Origin of the sequence: Shigella sp. FC1544, from assembly GCF_001722145.1 — a bacterium.
GTDB classification, from domain to species: domain Bacteria; phylum Pseudomonadota; class Gammaproteobacteria; order Enterobacterales; family Enterobacteriaceae; genus Escherichia; species Escherichia coli.
The window spans coordinates 1-17932 of sequence record NZ_MECT01000569.1 but is presented as its reverse complement, the minus strand read 5'-3'; the positions used below and the strand labels follow the sequence as shown (position 1 = coordinate 17932).

Genomic DNA, 17932 nt, shown 5'->3' with positions numbered 1-17932 from the left:
CTGTATGAATCCCGCCTGAAGGGAAAGCTGCACGTAATCAGCAAGCGATATACGCAGCGAATTGAGCGGCATAACCTGAATCTGAGGCAGCACCTGGCACGGCTGGGACGGAAGTCGCTGTCGTTCTCAAAATCGGTGGAGCTGCATGACAAAGTCATCGGGCATTATCTGAACATAAAACACTATCAATAAGTTGGAGTCATTACCTTGCCTCTATTGGTGCAACCACCAAAGAAGACGCTGCCAAGACACTTGAGCCGTTAAGCGCCAAATACAAAAACATCGCGGGTGTTGAAGAAAAATTAACCTATACCGATACCTACGCGCAGGAAAACGTGACTATCGATATGGAAAAAGTGGATTTTAAAGCCCTGCAGGGTATTTCAGGAATCAACGTTTCTGCTGAAGATGCCAAAAAAGGTATCACTATGGCGCAAATGGAACTGGTGATGAAAGCCGCTGGTTTTAAAGAAGTGAAATAATCTGTCGGCGGCCATGTTTCGCATGGCCGCCATACCCGTCTTAGCTTTTCTTCACATGCTGGCGCGCTGCCAGTCCACGCAGAAAATAACGTAAAAATTGATCGCCGCATTCGCGGAAGTTTTTATGATCCGGTGCACGCATCATCGCCGTAATTTCCGGCATCGAAACGCGGAACTGCTGTTCGGTGAGGATCGCCAGAATGTCATCGGTTTTCAGCGAAAACGCGATGCGTAATTTTTTTAGCACGATGTTGTTATTAATGCGACGTTCCGGCTCCAGTGCCGGAGCAGACTCATCCTTGCCGCGTTTTTCATAAATCAGGCCATTGAGGAATGACGACAAAACAATGTCCGGACAACGCTGAAAACCCTCTTCGTCTTCTTTACGTAGCCAGACGGCGATCTGTTCCGCGGTGGCTTCGACATTACCCAGCGCCAGAATACGCACCAGGTCATTATTATTGGCTTTCAAAATGTAGCGCACGCTGCGCAGAATATCGTTACTTAGCATGAGGCCTTCAGGTGTTGATGAGGCAAAAAGCCATTTTAGCAGTCTTTTACAGGCCAATCGCCTCTTTTAAGGTTTTCAGATAACGGCGGCTGACCGGCACGGTTAAGCCATTACGCAAAATCAACTCGGCCTGGCCGTTATCTTCCAGACGAATCTCCTGTAAATGCGCGAGGTTAACCAGATACTGACGATGGCAGCGCAGTAGTGGTGTACGACTTTCCAGGGTACGTAATGTCAATTCGGTAAAGCCCTCTTTCCCTTCGTGGCTGGTAACGTAGACACCGCTCATCCGACTGCTGACAAATGCCACATCTTTCATTTGCAGCAAATAAATCCGACTATGCCCAGTACAAGGGATAAATTTCAGCGCCTGTTGATTTTCTGGTAACAGCGAAACATCCTGCTTGCTGCGTTCCTGCCGCAAACGCGCCAGCGTTTTCTCCAGTCGCGCTTCATCAATTGGCTTCAGCAGATAATCAAAGGCGTGTTCTTCAAAGGCTTTAATGGCGTATTCGTCAAACGCGGTGAGAAAAACAATATACGGACGATGTTCCGGGTCGAGCATCCCCACCATTTCCAGACCACTGATGCGCGGCATCTGGATATCGAGAAACAGCACATCCGGGCGCAGTTTATGCACCGCGCCGATCCCTTCCACGGCGTTTGAACACTCACCAACGATTTCAATATCGCTCTGCTCCTGCAAAAATACGCGCAGGTTCTCCCGTGCTAACGGTTCATCATCGACAATTAAGACTTTAATCATGCCTCGTCCCTCCATGGTAGTCGTAACGTTATTCGGGTGTAACTATCAGGCTCACAGGCGACGCTTATCCCATAGTCATCGCCAAACCGTTCACGTAAACGCTTATCCACCAGATTCATCCCCAGCCCACTGGCATTGGTTACCGGTTGATACAAACCGGCATTGTCTTCGATCTCCAGCATCAAATGTTGCCCCTCACGTCGGGCGCTGATTGCCACTCGCCCTGTATCCAGCAGTTGTGATGTCCCATGTTTAATGGCGTTTTCCACTATCGGTTGCAGGGTAAACGCGGGCAATTGCTGCTGGGATAATTCTTGCGGAATAGCAATGTTGACCTGCAACCGCGACTGGAAGCGCGCCTTTTCAATTTGCAGATAAGCGTTCACATGTTCAATTTCGTCGGCGAGAGTAACAAACTCCGAAGGCCGCTTTAAGTTTTTGCGGAAAAAAGTGGAAAGATACTGCACCAGCTGGCTGGCCTGTTCGCTGTCGCGACGGATCACCGCTTTAATGGTGTTAAGCGCATTAAACAAAAAATGGGGGTTCACCTGGGCGTGAAGCAGTTTGATCTCTGACTGGGTGAGCATCGCTTTTTGCCGCTCATATTGCCCGGCGAGGATCTGCGCCGAAAGCAGTTGCGCAATCCCCTCGCCCAGCGTGCGGTTGATTGAACTGAATAAACGGTTTTTGGCTTCATACAATTTGATGGTGCCCATCACCCGCTGATTTTCACCACGCAACGGAATTACCAGCGTCGACCCCAGTTTGCATTGCGGATGCAAAGAGCAACGATAAGGTACTTCGTTGCCATCAGCGTAGACCACTTCACCGGTTTCAATCGCTTTTAAGGTGTAAGTCGAAGATATCGGTTTGCCGGGTATATGGTGGTCGTCACCAATTCCGGTAAAGGCCAGCAATTTCTCTCGATCGGTAATCGCGACTGCACCAATATCCAGCTCCTGATACAGCACCTGTGCCACTTTCATGCTGTTCACTTCGTTAAACCCCTGGCGCAAAATGCCTTCCGTCGAGGCAGCCACTTTCAGCGCAGTGGCAGAAAAAGCCGAAGTGTATTTTTCAAACATCGCGCGTTTATCGAGCAATATACGCATAAACAGCGCCGCGCCGACGGTATTGGTGACCATCATTGGCGCAGCAATATTACTCACCAGACGCACCGCATCTTCATAAGGTCGGGCGATCGCCAGGATGATCAACATTTGCACCATTTCAGCGACGAACGTGACGGCACCGGCGGTAATGGGGTTAAAGACTTTATCAGTGCGCCCGCGACGGATCAGGATGCTGTGTACCAGGCCGCCGAGCAATCCTTCAACGATGGTCGAGATCATGCAACTTAGCGCGGTCATGCCCCCCATCGAATATCGATGTAACCCGCCGGTCAGGCCAACCAGCCCACCGACGACCGGACCGCCGAGTAAGCCGCCCATTACCGCGCCTATCGCACGGGTATTGGCAATAGAATCGTCAATGTGCAACCCAAACCAGGTGCCCATGATGCAGAAGATGGAAAAGACGATGTAGCAGAGAAATTTATGCGGCAGACGAACCGTGACCTGCATTAACGGTATGAATAATGGCGTTTTACTCATTAACCATGCAATGACTAAAAAAACGCACATCTGCTGAAGCAGCAGCAACACCAGATTAAAATCGTACATACCCGCAAACCACACTTCCCTTTAAAACGCGTAACATACATTGCCTGCGTTTAACTTTCTTTGAACTCTTGCAGAAAAATGAGAATTCGTGAGTACAATCACTCAAAATCGCCTGGCAAAAATAAAATCACCCTATAAATGCACAAAAAACGGGCAAAACTACCTGGTTCGCAAAACTGCGTCTAAAGTTAAACCGGGACCTCGCGAGCAAGGGTGAGACGATGGCGCTTTACACAATTGGTGAAGTGGCGTTGCTTTGTGATATTAACCCTGTCACGTTACGCGCGTGGCAGAGGCGTTACGGATTGCTGAAACCGCAACGGACAGACGGCGGTCATCGGCTGTTCAACGATGCCGATATTGACCGGATCCGCGAGAGCAAACGCTGGATCGACAACGGCGTGCAGGTCAGCAAAGTTAAAATGCTGCTCAGTAATGAAAATGTTGATGTGCAGAACGGCTGGCGCGATCAGCAAGAAACATTACTGACTTACTTGCAAAGCGGCAATCTGCATAGCCTGCGAACGTGGATCAAAGAGCGCGGTCAGGATTACCCCGCCCAGACGCTCACCACGCATTTGTTTATTCCTCTGCGTCGACGGCTTCAGTGCCAACAACCGACTCTCCAGGCGCTGCTGGCGATCCTCGACGGCGTACTGATCAACTACATCGCCATCTGTCTGGCTTCGGCACGTAAAAAACAGGGTAAAGATGCGCTGGTGGTTGGCTGGAATATTCACGATACCACCCGTCTGTGGCTGGAGGGCTGGATTGCCAGTCAACAAGGATGGCGCATTGATGTCCTCGCCCACTCGCTCAATCAACTACGCCCTGAACTGTTCGAAGGCCGTACATTGCTGGTGTGGTGCGGTGAAAATCGAACCTCCGCCCAACAACAGCAACTCACCAGTTGGCAAGAACAAGGCTATGATATTTTCCCACTCGGCATTTAATGATTCGTTAACAAATGCGCTTTACTGTACAATCCTTTCGTTAACATAAGGAGTGCATTATGCGCATAGCTAAAATTGGGGTCATCGCCCTGTTCCTGTTTATGGCGTTAGGCGGAATTGGTGGCGTCATGCTCGCAGGTTATACCTTTATTTTGCGTGCTGGCTAAGCGCCTGCACCAGCCTTTCAAACAGGCGGTCTGCGATGATCGCCGCCAGTGCCACCAGTAACGCCCCCTGGATCACATACGCGGTATTAAATCCGCTAAGCCCGATGATGATGGGCGTACCCAGCGTGCTGGCCCCTACCGTTGAGGCGATCGTCGCCGTACCAATGTTGATAATCACCGAAGTTCGCACGCCCGCCAGAATCACCGGAGCTGCCAGCGGTAGCTCGACCTTACGCAGTCGCTGACCACGACTCATTCCCATACCTTTCGCAACTTCTGTCACGCTGGCATCAATCGCTCCCAGCCCGGCAAGTGTCGCCTGCAGGACGGGCAGCACACCGTAAAGGATCAAGGCGATAATCGCTGGTTGCAGACCAAACCCGATCACCGGAACGGCGATCGCCAGCACTGCGACGGGCGGAAAAGTCTGTCCAACGGCGGCAATAGTTTCCACCAGTGGGCGAAATTCCGCGCCCCACGGGCGAGTGACAGCAATTCCGGCACCAGTACCAATGATCACCGCAAACAAACTCGAAATTCCCACCAGCCAGAAATGAGCCAGTGCCAGAGCGGCAAAACTTTCTTGCTGATAAACGGGTCGTGGCAGTTGAGGGAACAAGGCAGCAAACAGCGGCTGGCTGTAAGGCAGCCAGAAAATCAGTGCCACAAACAAAGCAATGAGCCAGAACAGCGGATCGCGCAACATCTTCATACGCTTACGCCTCCTCCAGCAGATCCTGAAAATGCAGCGTGCCGCTAGGCTGGCCCTGCGTGTTCACCACCGGCAGCACCTCGCATCCCCGCGCGACAAACAGGGAGAGCGCATCGCGCAGCGTCATCTCTTCTGCCAGTGCCTCACCTTCTGCCCGTTCTTCGCGACGCACGTAATCCGCCACACTACGTAACGAAAGCAGGCGCACACCCAGTTCACTACGTCCAAAAAACTGGCGGACAAAATCATTCGCCGGACGAGTCAGCATCGTCAGCGGATTCCCCTGCTGCACCACTTCACCGTGATCCATCAATACCAGATGTTCTGCCAGCCGTAGCGCCTCATCAATATCATGAGTGACCAGCACAATGGTACGCCCCAGCAAACGGTGAATGCGCGTCATCTCTTGTTGCAACGCGCCGCGCGTTACCGGGTCCAGTGCGCCAAAAGGTTCATCCATCAGTAAGACTTGCGGATCGGCAGCCAGTGCGCGCGCTACTCCCACACGTTGCTGCTGACCACCGGAAAGCTGATGCGGATAACGCTCACGTAAATTTGACTCCAGCCCCAGTAGCGCCATTAATTCGTCGATACGATCGTCAATCCTCGCCCGCGACCATTTTTGTAATTGCGGCACGGTGGCAATGTTTTGTGCCACGCTCCAGTGGGGAAACAGGCCAATAGATTGAATGGCATAGCCCATACGGCGGCGCAACTCCAGTACTGGCAGCGAGCGAATTTCTTCTCCGGCAAAGCGGAGCTCTCCGCTGTCATGTTCCACCAGGCGGTTAATCATTTTCAGGGTGGTGGATTTGCCGGAGCCAGATGTGCCAATCAGCACCGAAAAACTCCCTTCCTGAAAATTGAGATTGAGATCGTTAACGGCTTTTTGTGCGCCAAACAGTTTGCTGACATGGCTAAATTCAATCATTACGTTTCACCTTCAACAGTGCGATAAGTAAATCGAACAGCGCATCGATCAGCACCGCCAGAACAATTACCGGGATCACCCCCAGCAACACTAAATCAATGGCGCTGCTTAGCAGCCCCTGGAAAACCAGCGCACCAAAACCGCCTGCGCCGATTAACGCCGCAATCACCGCCATGCCTACAATTTGCACCATCACCACCCGCAGGCTGCGCAGAAATACCGGTAACGCCAGCGGTAACTGAACATGCAGGAATCGCTGCGCCCCGCTCATCCCCATCGCTCTGGCGCTCTCCAGCACATCGCGCGGGATCTGGTTCAAGCCTACTACCACGCCGCGCACCAGCGGCAGCAAGGCATAGAGCACCAGCGCAATCAGTGCGGGTGTCATTCCGGTTCCTGCTATGCCGAGCTTCCCCAGCCACGGAAAGGCCGTCACCAGCGCGGCAAGCGGCGCAATCAACAGGCCAAAGAGCGCCACCGAAGGCACGGTCTGAATGACATTGAGCAGAGAAAAAATCGCCCCCTGCCGCGCGGTGGAAAAGTAGCACCAGATGCCCAATGGCACACCAATCACTAACGCAGGCAGCACCGCACCAAACAGCAACGTCAGATGTTGAGCCAGCGCGTCGTCAAACACATCCTGACGGTTGGCGTATTCTTTCATTAGCGAGAGATCGTTAAGCGTGCCGGAGTAAAGCAACCACAGCGGAATAATGGCAATCTGCATATGCAACAACCAGCGCAACAGCGGATGCGTGGAGATTCGGCGGATGACATCGCTACAGGCCAGCAATGCCAGCGCCGCAGCCAGCCAGAAACCACTGCCGAGGCTGGTACGCGCCAGCGCACTGCCATTTTGCGCCAGTTGGGTCGCCGCCTTTCCAGCTCCCCACACCAGCAATACGAAGACGAATTGCGCCAGAATGAGTGCAAAAATGCTGCCTTTTTTAGCGGGAATAAAACAGGCTGTCAGCCAGGCGCAACCAACGCCCACCAGCATCCAGATCGTTTGCGGCCACAGTTGCCAGAGATGACGCCCTTCACCCGAGACTAAACGATTAGGCGCGTAGCTGATAAACGGCAGCGCTGCTGCGATTGCCGTCAGCAACAGCAGCAGCGCCAGAACAGGATTAATACGTAGATAAGTCACGGGAAATTACTTCGCCCACCCTTTTTGTTTCAGGTAGTCGGCAGCCACTTTTTTGGCATCCAGTCCTTCCACTGCAATGCTGGCATTCAGTTGCTGCAATGTTTTTGCATCGAGGCTGGCGAAGACTGGCTGTAGCCACTGTGCCATTTGCGGATACTCTTTCAGCACCGACTCACGCACCACTGGTGCAGGCGCGTAGATAGGTTGCACGCCTTGCGGATCGCTTAAGGTTTGCAGCCCCAGCGCCGCGACCGGACCGTCAGTGCCGTAAGCCATTGCGGCATTAACGCCAGAAGTTTGCTGGGCAGCGGCTTTAATCGTCACCGCCGTGTCGCCACCAGCCAGTGACAGCAACTGATCCTGACCGAGCTTAAAGCCATAGGCTTTTTCAAACGCGGGTAAGGCATCGGCGCGTTCGATAAACTCTGCCGAGGCTGCCAGTTTGAAGGTGCCGCCCTCTTTCAGATAACGACTCAGGTCAGCAAGCGAAGTGAGTTTGTTTTTCTCTGCCACATCCTGACGCACGGCGATGGTCCAGGTGTTATTTGCAGGTGCGGGCGTCAGCCAGATTAACTTGTTTTGCTCTGCATCGAGTTTTTTGACTTTCTCGTAACCTTGCTGCGCGTTTTTCCACGCTGCATCGTTTTCATCTTTAAAGAAAAACGCGCCATTGCCGGTATATTCCGGATAGATATCCAGTTCACCAGAAGTAATCGCCCCGCGCACCACAGGAGTCGTTCCGAGTTGCACTTTATTGACCGTCGGTACGCCGTGGCTTTCCAGTACCTGCAAAATGATATTGCCGAGCAGCGCGCCTTCAGTATCAATTTTTGAACCGACTTTAACGGGGGAAGCCGCGTGCAGCGGCAGGCTCACGGCTGCCAACAAAACCAGTGAACCTGCCCAGACCTTTGAGAGTGGCATGATGCTTTCCTCATTCTTTTACTGTTGTTTTCCGCGAATTAAGAGAAAAGCATAGTTGATAATGGCGGGATTAGCCTGAGCGGACGGATTCAGTTGCAGAATCAGATAAATACTTAAGAGGCATATTCGGTCCGGCGTTTCCTGCCGGATGCGGCGCGAGCGCCTTATCCGGCCTACAAAGGGCGCAAATGTCACGCCCTTACTAAAGCATTACAGCAACTCAAACTCGCCTTTCTTAACGCGTGCAGAATCAGTGCCGATAAAGACATTGAACTTGCCAGGCTCGGCGTCATATTTCATCTGTTGATTCCAGAACTTCAGCGCCTCGATATCAATCGGGAAGCTAACGGTCTGAGTTTCGCCCGGTTTCAGGGTGATTTTCTCAAAGCCTTTCAGCTGTTTCACCGGACGACTCATGGAAGCCGTCACATCCTGCAAGTACATCTGCACTACCGTGGCCCCTTCGCGTTTACCGGTGTTCATCACCTGCACGCTGGCCGTCACTTTGCCGTCACGCTTCATGGTCGGCGCAGAAAGTTTCACATCAGAGACGGTGAAAGTGGTATAGCTCAGACCATAGCCGAACGGATAAAGCGCCCCGTTAGCTTCATCAAAATAACGCGAAGTGTATTTGTTCGGCTTGTCGGCATTATACGGGCGACCGGTGTTCAGATGGCTGTAGTACACCGGGATCTGCCCGACAGAACGCGGGAAGGACATCGGCAGCTTGCCGGACGGGTTGTAATCGCCAAACAACACATCGGCAATTGCATTACCGCCTTCAGTCCCCGCAAACCAAGTTTCCAGAATCGCATCAGCCTGCTGATCTTCTTTCACCAGCGCCAGCGGACGCCCGTTCATCAGCACCAGCACCAGCGGTTTACCGGTGGCTTTCAGCGCCGCAATCAAGTCACGTTGGCTTTGCGGAATAGTAATATCGGTACGGCTGGAGGCCTCGTGCGCCATCCCCTGTGCTTCACCGACTACAGCCACCACCACATCAGATTGTTTCGCCGTCTGCACCGCTTCATCAATCATCTCTTGCGGCGAACGCGGATCGACTTTGACCGCTTCTTCATACTGATTCAGGAAATCGATAATGCCTTTGTCACTGGTAACGTTCGCCCCTTTGGCATACAGCACTTTACCGTTTTCACCGACGGCATTTTTAATCCCGGTCAGCACGGTCACGGATTGATCTGCAACACCTGCCGCCGACCAGCTTCCCATCACGTCACGCTTGCTGTCTGCCAGCGGGCCAACCACCGCAATGGTTGCGGATTTTTTCAGCGGTAACGTTTCGAGACGGTTTTTCAGCAACACCAGGCTTTCACGCGCCACTTCACGCGCTTCTTTGCGGTGCAAGCGGCTTTCGGCATTGGTATCCACCGGGTCAGACTCTTTCGGACCGAGATGGCTGTATGGGTCGTTAAACAACCCCATATCATATTTAACGTTCAGTACATGGCGGGCAGCATCGTCCAGCTCTGCCATCGTCACTTTACCGGATTTAATCAACCCAGGCAGATACTTCGAGTAGTACTCGTCGCTCATACTCATGTTGATTCCGGATTTCAGCGCCACGCGCACCGCATCTTCCGGGTCTGCCGCCGTGCCATGTTTAATCAGCTCTTTGATTGCACCGTGATCGGAAACGGTGATGCCTTTAAAGCCCCACTGGTCGCGCAGAACATCTTTCAGCAGCCAGGAATCGGAGGTGGCTGGCGTGCCGTTCAGCGAGTTCAGCGCCACCATCACCGCGCCGCTGCCTGCGTCCAGCCCCGCTTTGTACGGCGGCATATAATCATTAAACAGGCGCTGCGGACTCATATCGACGGTGTTGTACTCTTTACCGCCTTCTACCGCGCCGTATGCGGCAAAGTGTTTGACGCTGGTCATCACCGAGTAGCGATCTGCCGGGCTTTTACCCTGCATCGCTTCCACCATGGTTTTACCCATTGTTGAGGTGAGATACGTATCTTCGCCAAAACCTTCGGAAGCACGTCCCCAGCGCGGATCGCGCGAGACATCGACCATCGGTGCCCAGGTCATATTCAGGCCATCATCTGCCGCTTCATAAGCAGAGACACGTCCGACCGTTTTCACTGCATCGAGGTTAAAAGACGAGGCCAGACCGAGGCTAATCGGGAACACCGTGCGCTGACCGTGCAGCACGTCGTAAGCAAAGAAAAGAGGAATTTTCAGGCGGCTTAATTCCATCACCTGATCCTGCATGGCGCGGATATCCTGACGGGTTACGGTGTTGAAAATCGCCCCAACCTGACCGTCTTTGATCATCTCGCGGATCGCCTCTTTCGGGTTATCCGGGCCGACGCTGATTAAGCGCAGCTGACCAATTTTCTCATCAACTGTCATTTTCTTAAGCAGTTCGGTGACGAACGCATCCCGCGCTTCGGGCGTTAATGGATGGTTGCCGAATAAATCATCCGCCAGTGCTGGCTGCAGGGCCAGACTCACCGCGATTCCTACTGAACATAGCCATTTCATATGGATTTTTCTTCCTCTGTTGCCCGACGAGGCAGCGAAAATGGTGCAAAAACCGTAGTTTGCCATAAGCATGATGGAGAGAGAAAAAGAATGCTCAGTTTATTGTCTGAATTTTCAAAATATTCACTCGCTGAATTGTCATACAAGGCGCTATTCTAGTTTGTGATATTTTTTCCCCACCACAAGGAGTGGAAAATGTCTTCCATGACAACAACTGATAATAAAGCCTTTTTGAATGAACTTGCCCGTCTGGTCGGTCATTCACACCTGCTCACCGATCCCGCAAAAACGGCCCGCTATCGCAAGGGCTTCCGTTCTGGTCAGGGCGACGCGCTGGCTGTCGTTTTCCCTGGCTCACTACTGGAATTGTGGCGGGTGCTGAAAGCCTGCGTCACCGCCGACAAAATTATTCTGATGCAGGCTGCCAATACAGGCCTGACCGAAGGATCGACGCCAAACGGTAACGACTATGATCGCGATATCGTGATCATCAGCACCCTGCGTCTCGACAAGCTGCACGTTCTCGGCAAGGGCGAACAGGTGCTGGCCTATCCGGGCACCACGCTCTATTCGCTGGAAAAAGCCCTCAAACCGCTGGGACGCGAACCGCACTCAGTGATTGGATCATCGTGTATAGGCGCATCGGTCATCGGTGGTATTTGTAACAACTCCGGCGGCTCGCTGGTGCAACGTGGCCCGGCGTATACCGAAATGTCGTTATTCGCGCGTATAAATGAAGACGGCAAACTGACGCTGGTGAACCATCTGGGGATTGATCTGGGCGAAACGCCGGAGCAGATCCTTAGCAAGCTGGATGATGATCGCATCAAAGATGACGATGTGCGTCACGATGGTCGTCACGCCCACGATTATGACTATGTCCACCGCGTTCGTGATATTGAAGCCGACACGCCCGCACGTTATAACGCCGATCCGGATCGGTTATTTGAATCTTCTGGTTGCGCCGGGAAGCTGGCCGTCTTTGCAGTACGTCTTGATACCTTCGAGGCGGAAAAAAATCAGCAGGTGTTTTATATCGGCACCAACCAGCCGGAAGTGCTGACCGAAATCCGCCGTCATATTCTGGCTAACTTCGAAAATCTGCCGGTTGCCGGGGAATATATGCACCGGGATATCTACGATATTGCGGAAAAATACGGCAAAGACACCTTCCTGATGATTGATAAGTTAGGCACCGACAAGATGCCGTTCTTCTTTAATCTCAAGGGACGCACCGATGCGATGCTGGAGAAAGTGAAATTCTTCCGTCCGCATTTCACTGACCGTGCGATGCAAAAATTCGGTCACCTGTTCCCCAGCCATTTACCGCCGCGCATGAAAAACTGGCGCGATAAATACGAGCATCATCTGCTGTTAAAAATGGCGGGCGATGGCGTCGGTGAAGCCAAATCGTGGCTGGTAGATTATTTCAAACAGGCCGAAGGCGATTTCTTTGTCTGTACGCCGGAGGAAGGCAGCAAAGCGTTTTTACACCGTTTCGCCGCTGCGGGCGCAGCAATTCGTTATCAGGCGGTGCATTCCGATGAAGTCGAAGACATTCTGGCGTTGGATATCGCTCTGCGGCGTAACGACACCGAGTGGTATGAGCATTTACCGCCGGAGATCGACAGCCAGCTGGTGCACAAGCTCTATTACGGCCATTTTATGTGCCATGTCTTCCATCAGGATTACATAGTGAAAAAAGGCGTGGATGTGCATGCGTTAAAAGAACAGATGCTGGAACTGCTACAGCAGCGCGGCGCGCAGTACCCTGCCGAGCATAACGTCGGTCATTTGTATAAAGCACCGGAGACGTTGCAGAAGTTCTATCGCGAGAACGATCCGACCAACAGCATGAATCCGGGGATCGGTAAAACCAGTAAACGGAAAAACTGGCAGGAAGTGGAGTAAAAATTACGGATGGCAGAGTATCGCCATCCGAATTCACTTAATCGTTCTGTGCCGTCTGCCCCGCCGCCGCCATTTGGGCGGCTTTTTGTTTTTTATAGCTCAACGCTGCTGCCGGCACAGGCATCACTTTACCGGTTTCAATCCAGGTACGCAGGCGGCTGGCATCGGCAAAATGGGTATATTTGCCAAACGCGTCCATCACTACCAGCGCCACCGGTTTATTATTGATAACCGTACGCATCACCAGACAATGGCCCGCCGCATTGGTAAAGCCGGTTTTGGTTAACTGAATATTCCAGTTATCGCGATACACCAGATGATTAGTATTGCGGAACGGCAGCGTATACGTCGGGTTAGAGAAGGTTGCCATATCTTCCCGGGTAGTACTTAACTGCCCGATCAACGGATATTGTTTGCTGGCAATGAGCAGTTTGGTTAAGTCACGGGCAGTTGAAACGTTATGCACCGACAATCCGGTAGGTTCAACAAAGCGCGTGTTGTTCATTCCGAGCGATTTCGCTTTCGCATTCATTGCCTTAATAAAGGCTTTGTAACCACCGGGATAATGGTGCGCAAGGCTTGCCGCCGCGCGGTTTTCTGAAGACATCAGCGCCAGCAACAGCATATCTTTACGGCTGATTTCGCTATTCAGTCGTACGCGCGAATAGACCCCTTTCATCTCCGGCGTCTGGCTGATATCCACTTTTAGTTTTTCATCCAGCGGCAGTCGTGCATCCAGCACAACCATCGCGGTCATTAATTTGCTGATAGACGCAATCGGACGCACCAGATCCGGGTGGTTCGAATAGATCACTTTGTTGGTATTCAGATCAACAATCATCGCGCTACCGGAGGCAATTTCCGGTTGTGGAGCGGTGGTAGCGGCTGCCGTTTTCGCAACGGCCTGCGGTGCCAAAGGCACAGCCAGCATCAGGGCCAGGCTAAATAAAGAAACTCGAAATTTCGGCATGATGAGCATTCAGATAGTGGTTCACGCGCACGGGTTGCGCACCGCCGGAGTAAGGATTTACTGAGGCTAGCGACGCCATCATAACGAGCAAAAAGTGCGATCGTCAAAGGAGAATCGTGAGGAAATGCTGCATTGCTGACATTTACGCCAGCAATGCAACGTCAAAGAACTTTCTAGAACAAACGATAACCGTAGCCCCATAGTATAACGGTTAGGGCGAGCAGCACTTCCAGTACCAGCACGCCAATCGCCAGCGTCGAACTAGAGAAGCTAAGGCCTTCCTCTTTATTGATATTCAGGAAGCTCGGAATACCAAGGTAAAGCAGGTAGCCGGTGTAAAACAGCGCCACCGTGCCGACCAGCGCACACAACCAGACCAGCGGATAAAGCGCCACCAGACCGCTTAAAAACAGCGGAGTTGCAACGTAGCCCGCGAAGACCATGCAGTGCGCAAGTGACGGACGCTGCGGATAATTACGCGCCATCCACCAGATGACCCGCCCCATTACCGCAACCCCAGCCAGCATAACGCCATAAAACAGGACAGCCAGCGCCAGTCCGGTAAACCAGGATAACTTCAGGATAGTGCCATCGCCAAAATTCCAGCCAATCTGTGTAGTGCCAATGAAGGCGCAAATCACCGGAATCGCCGCCATCAGCAAAACGTGGTGGGTGTAATGGTGAGAAATCGTTTCGTTTTCGCGATTAATCACCTGCATTTCACGATCGGGATGGGAAAACAGTCCCCAGACATGGCTCATACCGCCCCCTTGTTGTGAGTTCATGAACCTGACAGTTCAAGTATAAGTCAGCTTGTGATTATTTTTTGTTCATCCATGTAATTTGCACCGTCTGATGTATGTCCTTTTTCAGCGTGAATGATTTCCAGGGTGTATGCTTACAGGCAACCAAAGGGAGACAGACTGGCCTATGGATCTCAATACACTCATCTCACAATATGGTTATGCCGCGCTGGTGATCGGTAGCCTGGCGGAAGGTGAAACCGTGACTTTGCTGGGAGGCGTTGCGGCACATCAGGGGCTATTAAAGTTCCCGCTGGTGGTACTTTCTGTGGCGCTTGGCGGCATGATTGGCGACCAGGTGCTTTATCTGTGCGGGCGGCGGTTTGGCGGCAAGCTGTTACGCCGTTTCTCGAAACATCAGGATAAAATTGAGCGGGCGCAGAAACTTATCCAACGCCATCCGTATCTGTTTGTCATTGGTACGCGCTTTATGTATGGCTTTCGGGTGATTGGCCCGACGCTGATTGGTGCCAGCCAGCTGCCGCCGAAAATCTTTCTGCCGCTGAATATTCTCGGCGCATTTGCCTGGGCGTTGATTTTTACCACTATTGGTTACGCTGGTGGTCAGGTGATTGCGCCGTGGTTGCACAATCTCGACCAGCATTTGAAGCACTGGGTCTGGTTGATTCTGGTCGTGGTTCTGGTGGTGGGCGTGCGCTGGTGGCTGAAACGGCGCGGGAAGAAAAAGCCGGATCATCAGGCGTAAAACCATTGCCCTGGGTAAGGCGTTCGCGCCGCATCCGACATCCGGTGCACCATGCCTGATGCGACGCTTGTGCGTCTTATCATGCCTACCAAAATTTTACCCATTGAAATAACCACGCACCTCACTGCGCTATTCTGGGTTGAACTGCGGATTCGCCAACATAAAGCCGCCATCCACTATCAACGACTGCCCGGTGGTGTAATTTGCGCCCTCTGAGCACAGCCACGCTACCAGGCTGGCAATCTCATGCGTTGCGCCAAAACGCCGCAGAGGAATCGAAGGCTCCGCGTCGGGCTTCACGTCGCTGTCATCCATGCCATTCATTGGCGTGGCGATCGCACCAGGCGCGACTGCGTTCACCAAAATCTTATGCCTGACCAGCTCCAGCGCCATCGCTTTGGTTAACCCACCGAGCGCATGTTTAGCGGCTGTGTAGGCGCTGGCATCCGGCAGCGGCGTATGTTCATGTACCGACGTAATGTTGATGATGCGACCGCCCTGCCCTTGTTTCACCATCTGGCGGGCCGCAATTTGTGAGCATAAAAATGCACCATCGACATCAACGGTAAAAATCTTGCGCCACTCATCGAAAGCCATATCAAGAAACGGCGCTTTGGTCATTGCGCACGCATTATTCACCAGCACATCAATACGCCCCAGCCGTTGAATGAGTTTCTCCAGCGCCTGCGCACCTTCTGGCAGTTTACCGAGATCCAGCTGCACAATCTCCGCACGTACGCCGTGGCTAACTACCTCACGCGCAGTATCTTTTGCCCCTTCTTCATCTGAGTGCCAGGTAATACCAATATCAAACCCCTGCTGCGCCAGTAATAACGCGCACTCTTTGCCGATCCCCGAATCGGAGGCGGTAATAATCGCAACCTGTGCCATCGAGTTCTCCACTTAACGCTGAATAAACGTTAAGTATAGAAGGCGCATATCATCAGCGTTTGTAACCCCCGCCCAACGCACCAGTGAGTTGAATGGAAGCATCCAGCCACTGCCCTTGCAATAACAGGCCATTGGCCCGCTCACGCAGCGCGGGGATTCTGGCTTCGCTGACGCGGGAACCAGCAATGATGCCCGCGTTAAAGCGCGCCTGCGCAAGACCTACCACACGCAAGGCATCGCGCTCAATTTGCGCCTGATGCTGGTTTTTCTCCGCAAGTGTCTGAACCTGACTGGCTGCCCGCGCCACGTCATTCACCGCTTCAACCACCGCTTTGTTGTAGCTGGTGATAGACAAGTTGCTTTCGGCTTTTGCGATATCGAGATTGGCGTTAAGACGACCACTATCGAAAATAGGTAGCGTCAGGCCTGCCGTAACGCCCATTTGCTGCGCGGAATGACGGAACAGATCGCTTAAGTGCAACGCATCCTGTTGCAGGAAGGCCATCAGGTTGATGTCAGGATAAAATGCCGCTTTTGCCGCATCAATGGTGCTTAGCGATGACTCAACGTACCAGTGCGCCGCCTGCAAATCTGCCCGCCGGGCCAGTAAGGAGTACCCCAGTTCATCAGGAAGCTGGCTTGCCACTTTCGGCAACGCGACCGGTTTAAGCTTCAATGACTTTGTCTGGTGATTTGTAAGTGCGCTTAACCGTGCCTCAATAATTTTCATTTTCCCCGCGACATCGTTGAGCTGCTGCCGGGTTTTGCTGGCATTAATATCGGTTTCCACACCGTCAACTGAAGAAGTAATCCCGTTCTGATATAGCTGGCGATCGGTCGCGATAATGGTGTTCTGCTCTTTTTCTATTTGCTGCAAGACCGTGTTTAACGCCGCCTGGGTTTGCCACTCCCAGTACAGGCGGGCTACGCTGCCAGCCAGCAATTGGCGGGTTTGCTCGCGTTCCGCCGCCCGTGCTTTAACCGTACCCAGGCGGGCAGTAACCTCCGCCCGATTCTTTCCCCAGATATCGAGATGCCAGCCCGCCGTTAAGCCAAAAGTTCCGTTGGTGTACCACGGACCGGTCGTACCTGCGGCCGGATCGTTCAGAGCAAACGGCCCCATTAGCCCTTCTGCCGACATTTTTTGCCGCTCCATATCCGCCTAAAAGTCGATCTGCGGACCATCCTGAGTGGCAACTGCCTTCGCCTGGGCTTCAGCTAGCTGAATGCGCTGTTCAGCCACCTGCATATCCGGTGCGTTCTGTAGTGCATTGTTAATTAATGAAGTGAGCTGATTATCGTGATACTCCAGCCACCATTGGCTGTCTGGCCAACCATTTTTCAGCGCCGTGGGTAATGCGGTGTCAACTTGTGCAGCGGGCGTTTGCTGGCTTAACGCCTGGCGGGTTTCATGCATAGGCGCACACCCGGCCAGCATCAGTAACAGCGGAAAACAGGCGATGGCTGGATAAAAGGAATCACGATTCATGGGGGAATAATCAGGTAAGAAACGGTGCGCGGTGATTACCGTGTGTTGCGATATATTTTTTAGTTTCGCGTGGCAATACATCAGTAGCAATAAAACGACATACCCAGAAAAATATAGACTAAGTGATTGATATTCTCCGATTTATCTTAATCACTTATAAATGACAGCGGGTAATGACTCCAACTTATTGATAGTGTTTTATGTTCAGATAATGCCCGATGACTTTGTCATGCAGCTCCACCGATTTTGAGAACGACAGCGACTTCCGTCCCAGCCGTGCCAGGTGCTGCCTCAGATTCAGGTTATGCCGCTCAATTCGCTGCGTATATCGCTTGCTGATTACGTGCAGCTTTCCCTTCAGGCGGGATTCATACAG

Annotated in this window: 17 protein-coding genes and 2 pseudogenes; 6 read left to right on the top strand and 13 right to left on the bottom strand. The window is 52.5% G+C overall.

Features of this window, described 5'->3' with window-relative positions:
- A partial coding sequence (locus BGK49_RS28505) for an IS1 family transposase (protein WP_000718190.1) occupies positions 1 to 192 on the top strand: 192 nt, incomplete at its 5' end.
- A 17-nt stretch (positions 193 to 209) separates the two neighbouring features.
- Positions 210 to 482 (top strand): annotated as a pseudogene (locus BGK49_RS22180) (YehR family lipoprotein); the annotation flags it as partial.
- 40 nt (positions 483 to 522) lie between these two features.
- Here BGK49_RS22180 and BGK49_RS22175 read toward each other — a convergent pair.
- The 3 genes from BGK49_RS22175 to btsS are packed head-to-tail and all read right to left on the bottom strand — an operon-like array spanning position 523 to position 3441.
- Positions 523 to 993 carry a YehS family protein gene (locus BGK49_RS22175; RefSeq protein WP_001295430.1) on the bottom strand — a complete coding sequence of 157 codons (471 nt, stop codon included), beginning with the start codon at positions 991 to 993 and terminating at the stop codon, positions 523 to 525.
- A gap of 46 nt (positions 994 to 1039) precedes the next feature.
- A complete protein-coding gene (btsR, locus tag BGK49_RS22170; protein ID WP_000598642.1) occupies positions 1040 to 1759 on the bottom strand; it encodes a two-component system response regulator BtsR in 720 nt (239 codons plus the stop codon).
- Positions 1756 to 3441: a two-component regulatory system sensor histidine kinase BtsS gene (gene btsS, locus BGK49_RS22165; RefSeq protein WP_005031165.1), complete on the bottom strand. Its 1686-nt coding sequence runs from the start codon at positions 3439 to 3441 to the stop codon at positions 1756 to 1758. Before btsS ends, btsR begins: the two co-directional genes overlap by 4 nt.
- 221 nt (positions 3442 to 3662) lie before the next feature.
- Between btsS and mlrA the strand changes: the two genes are divergently transcribed.
- Both mlrA and BGK49_RS22155 read left to right on the top strand, forming a co-directional pair.
- Positions 3663 to 4394, top strand: coding sequence for an HTH-type transcriptional regulator MlrA (gene mlrA / locus BGK49_RS22160; RefSeq protein ID WP_069375834.1), 732 nt, complete (start codon positions 3663 to 3665; stop codon positions 4392 to 4394).
- A gap of 59 nt (positions 4395 to 4453) precedes the next feature.
- Entirely contained in the window at positions 4454 to 4561 is a 108-nt protein-coding gene (locus tag BGK49_RS22155; protein ID WP_001216963.1) for a protein YohO, read from the top strand.
- Here the strand turns inward: BGK49_RS22155 and yehW are convergent.
- The 5 genes from yehW to bglX all read right to left on the bottom strand — a co-directional run bounded on the left by yehW (position 4542) and on the right by bglX (position 10786).
- Positions 4542 to 5273, bottom strand: a complete 732-nt coding sequence (gene yehW, locus BGK49_RS22150) for a glycine betaine ABC transporter permease YehW (RefSeq protein ID WP_000783120.1) — start codon at positions 5271 to 5273, stop codon at positions 4542 to 4544. The genes BGK49_RS22155 and yehW overlap by 20 nt on opposite strands.
- 4 nt (positions 5274 to 5277) lie before the next feature.
- Positions 5278 to 6204 (bottom strand): glycine betaine ABC transporter ATP binding protein YehX, encoded by a 927-nt coding sequence (gene yehX / locus BGK49_RS22145; RefSeq protein WP_000569335.1) that lies wholly within the window; start codon positions 6202 to 6204, stop codon positions 5278 to 5280.
- Positions 6197 to 7354 (bottom strand): glycine betaine ABC transporter permease YehY, encoded by a 1158-nt coding sequence (gene yehY, locus BGK49_RS22140; RefSeq protein WP_000221790.1) that lies wholly within the window; start codon positions 7352 to 7354, stop codon positions 6197 to 6199. Before yehY ends, yehX begins: the two co-directional genes overlap by 8 nt.
- A gap of 6 nt (positions 7355 to 7360) precedes the next feature.
- Complete coding sequence (gene osmF, locus BGK49_RS22135; protein WP_001131257.1) at positions 7361 to 8278, bottom strand: glycine betaine ABC transporter substrate-binding protein OsmF; 918 nt, start codon at positions 8276 to 8278, stop codon at positions 7361 to 7363.
- Between the two features lie 210 nt (positions 8279 to 8488).
- Positions 8489 to 10786, bottom strand: coding sequence for a beta-glucosidase BglX (bglX, locus tag BGK49_RS22130; RefSeq protein ID WP_000871503.1), 2298 nt, complete (start codon positions 10784 to 10786; stop codon positions 8489 to 8491).
- A gap of 195 nt (positions 10787 to 10981) precedes the next feature.
- On the opposite strand from bglX, the gene dld reads away from it, so the two are divergent.
- Positions 10982 to 12697 (top strand): D-lactate dehydrogenase, encoded by a 1716-nt coding sequence (dld, locus tag BGK49_RS22125; RefSeq protein WP_000097366.1) that lies wholly within the window; start codon positions 10982 to 10984, stop codon positions 12695 to 12697.
- A gap of 37 nt (positions 12698 to 12734) precedes the next feature.
- Here the strand turns inward: dld and pbpG are convergent, their stop codons facing one another.
- Together pbpG and BGK49_RS22115 are read right to left on the bottom strand one after the other, a co-directional pair.
- Positions 12735 to 13667 carry a D-alanyl-D-alanine endopeptidase gene (gene pbpG / locus BGK49_RS22120; protein WP_005042675.1) on the bottom strand — a complete coding sequence of 311 codons (933 nt, stop codon included), beginning with the start codon at positions 13665 to 13667 and terminating at the stop codon, positions 12735 to 12737.
- Positions 13668 to 13840: 173 nt separating this feature from the next.
- Positions 13841 to 14428, bottom strand: a complete 588-nt coding sequence (locus BGK49_RS22115; RefSeq protein WP_001295454.1) for a Yip1 family protein — start codon at positions 14426 to 14428, stop codon at positions 13841 to 13843.
- Between the two features lie 169 nt (positions 14429 to 14597).
- Here BGK49_RS22115 and BGK49_RS22110 point away from each other — a divergent pair, with 169 nt between their 5' ends.
- Positions 14598 to 15176, top strand: a complete 579-nt coding sequence (locus tag BGK49_RS22110) for a DedA family protein (RefSeq protein ID WP_001296821.1) — start codon at positions 14598 to 14600, stop codon at positions 15174 to 15176.
- A 129-nt stretch (positions 15177 to 15305) separates the two neighbouring features.
- On the opposite strand, the gene BGK49_RS22105 is transcribed toward BGK49_RS22110, so the two are convergent.
- The 3 genes and pseudogenes from BGK49_RS22105 to BGK49_RS22095 all read right to left on the bottom strand — a co-directional run.
- Positions 15306 to 16067 (bottom strand): SDR family oxidoreductase, encoded by a 762-nt coding sequence (locus BGK49_RS22105; RefSeq protein ID WP_000079515.1) that lies wholly within the window; start codon positions 16065 to 16067, stop codon positions 15306 to 15308.
- 52 nt (positions 16068 to 16119) lie between these two features.
- Positions 16120 to 17556: pseudogene (gene mdtQ / locus BGK49_RS22100) on the bottom strand (multidrug resistance outer membrane protein MdtQ).
- A 184-nt stretch (positions 17557 to 17740) separates the two neighbouring features.
- A partial coding sequence (locus tag BGK49_RS22095; RefSeq protein WP_000718190.1) for an IS1 family transposase occupies positions 17741 to 17932 on the bottom strand: 192 nt, incomplete at its 5' end.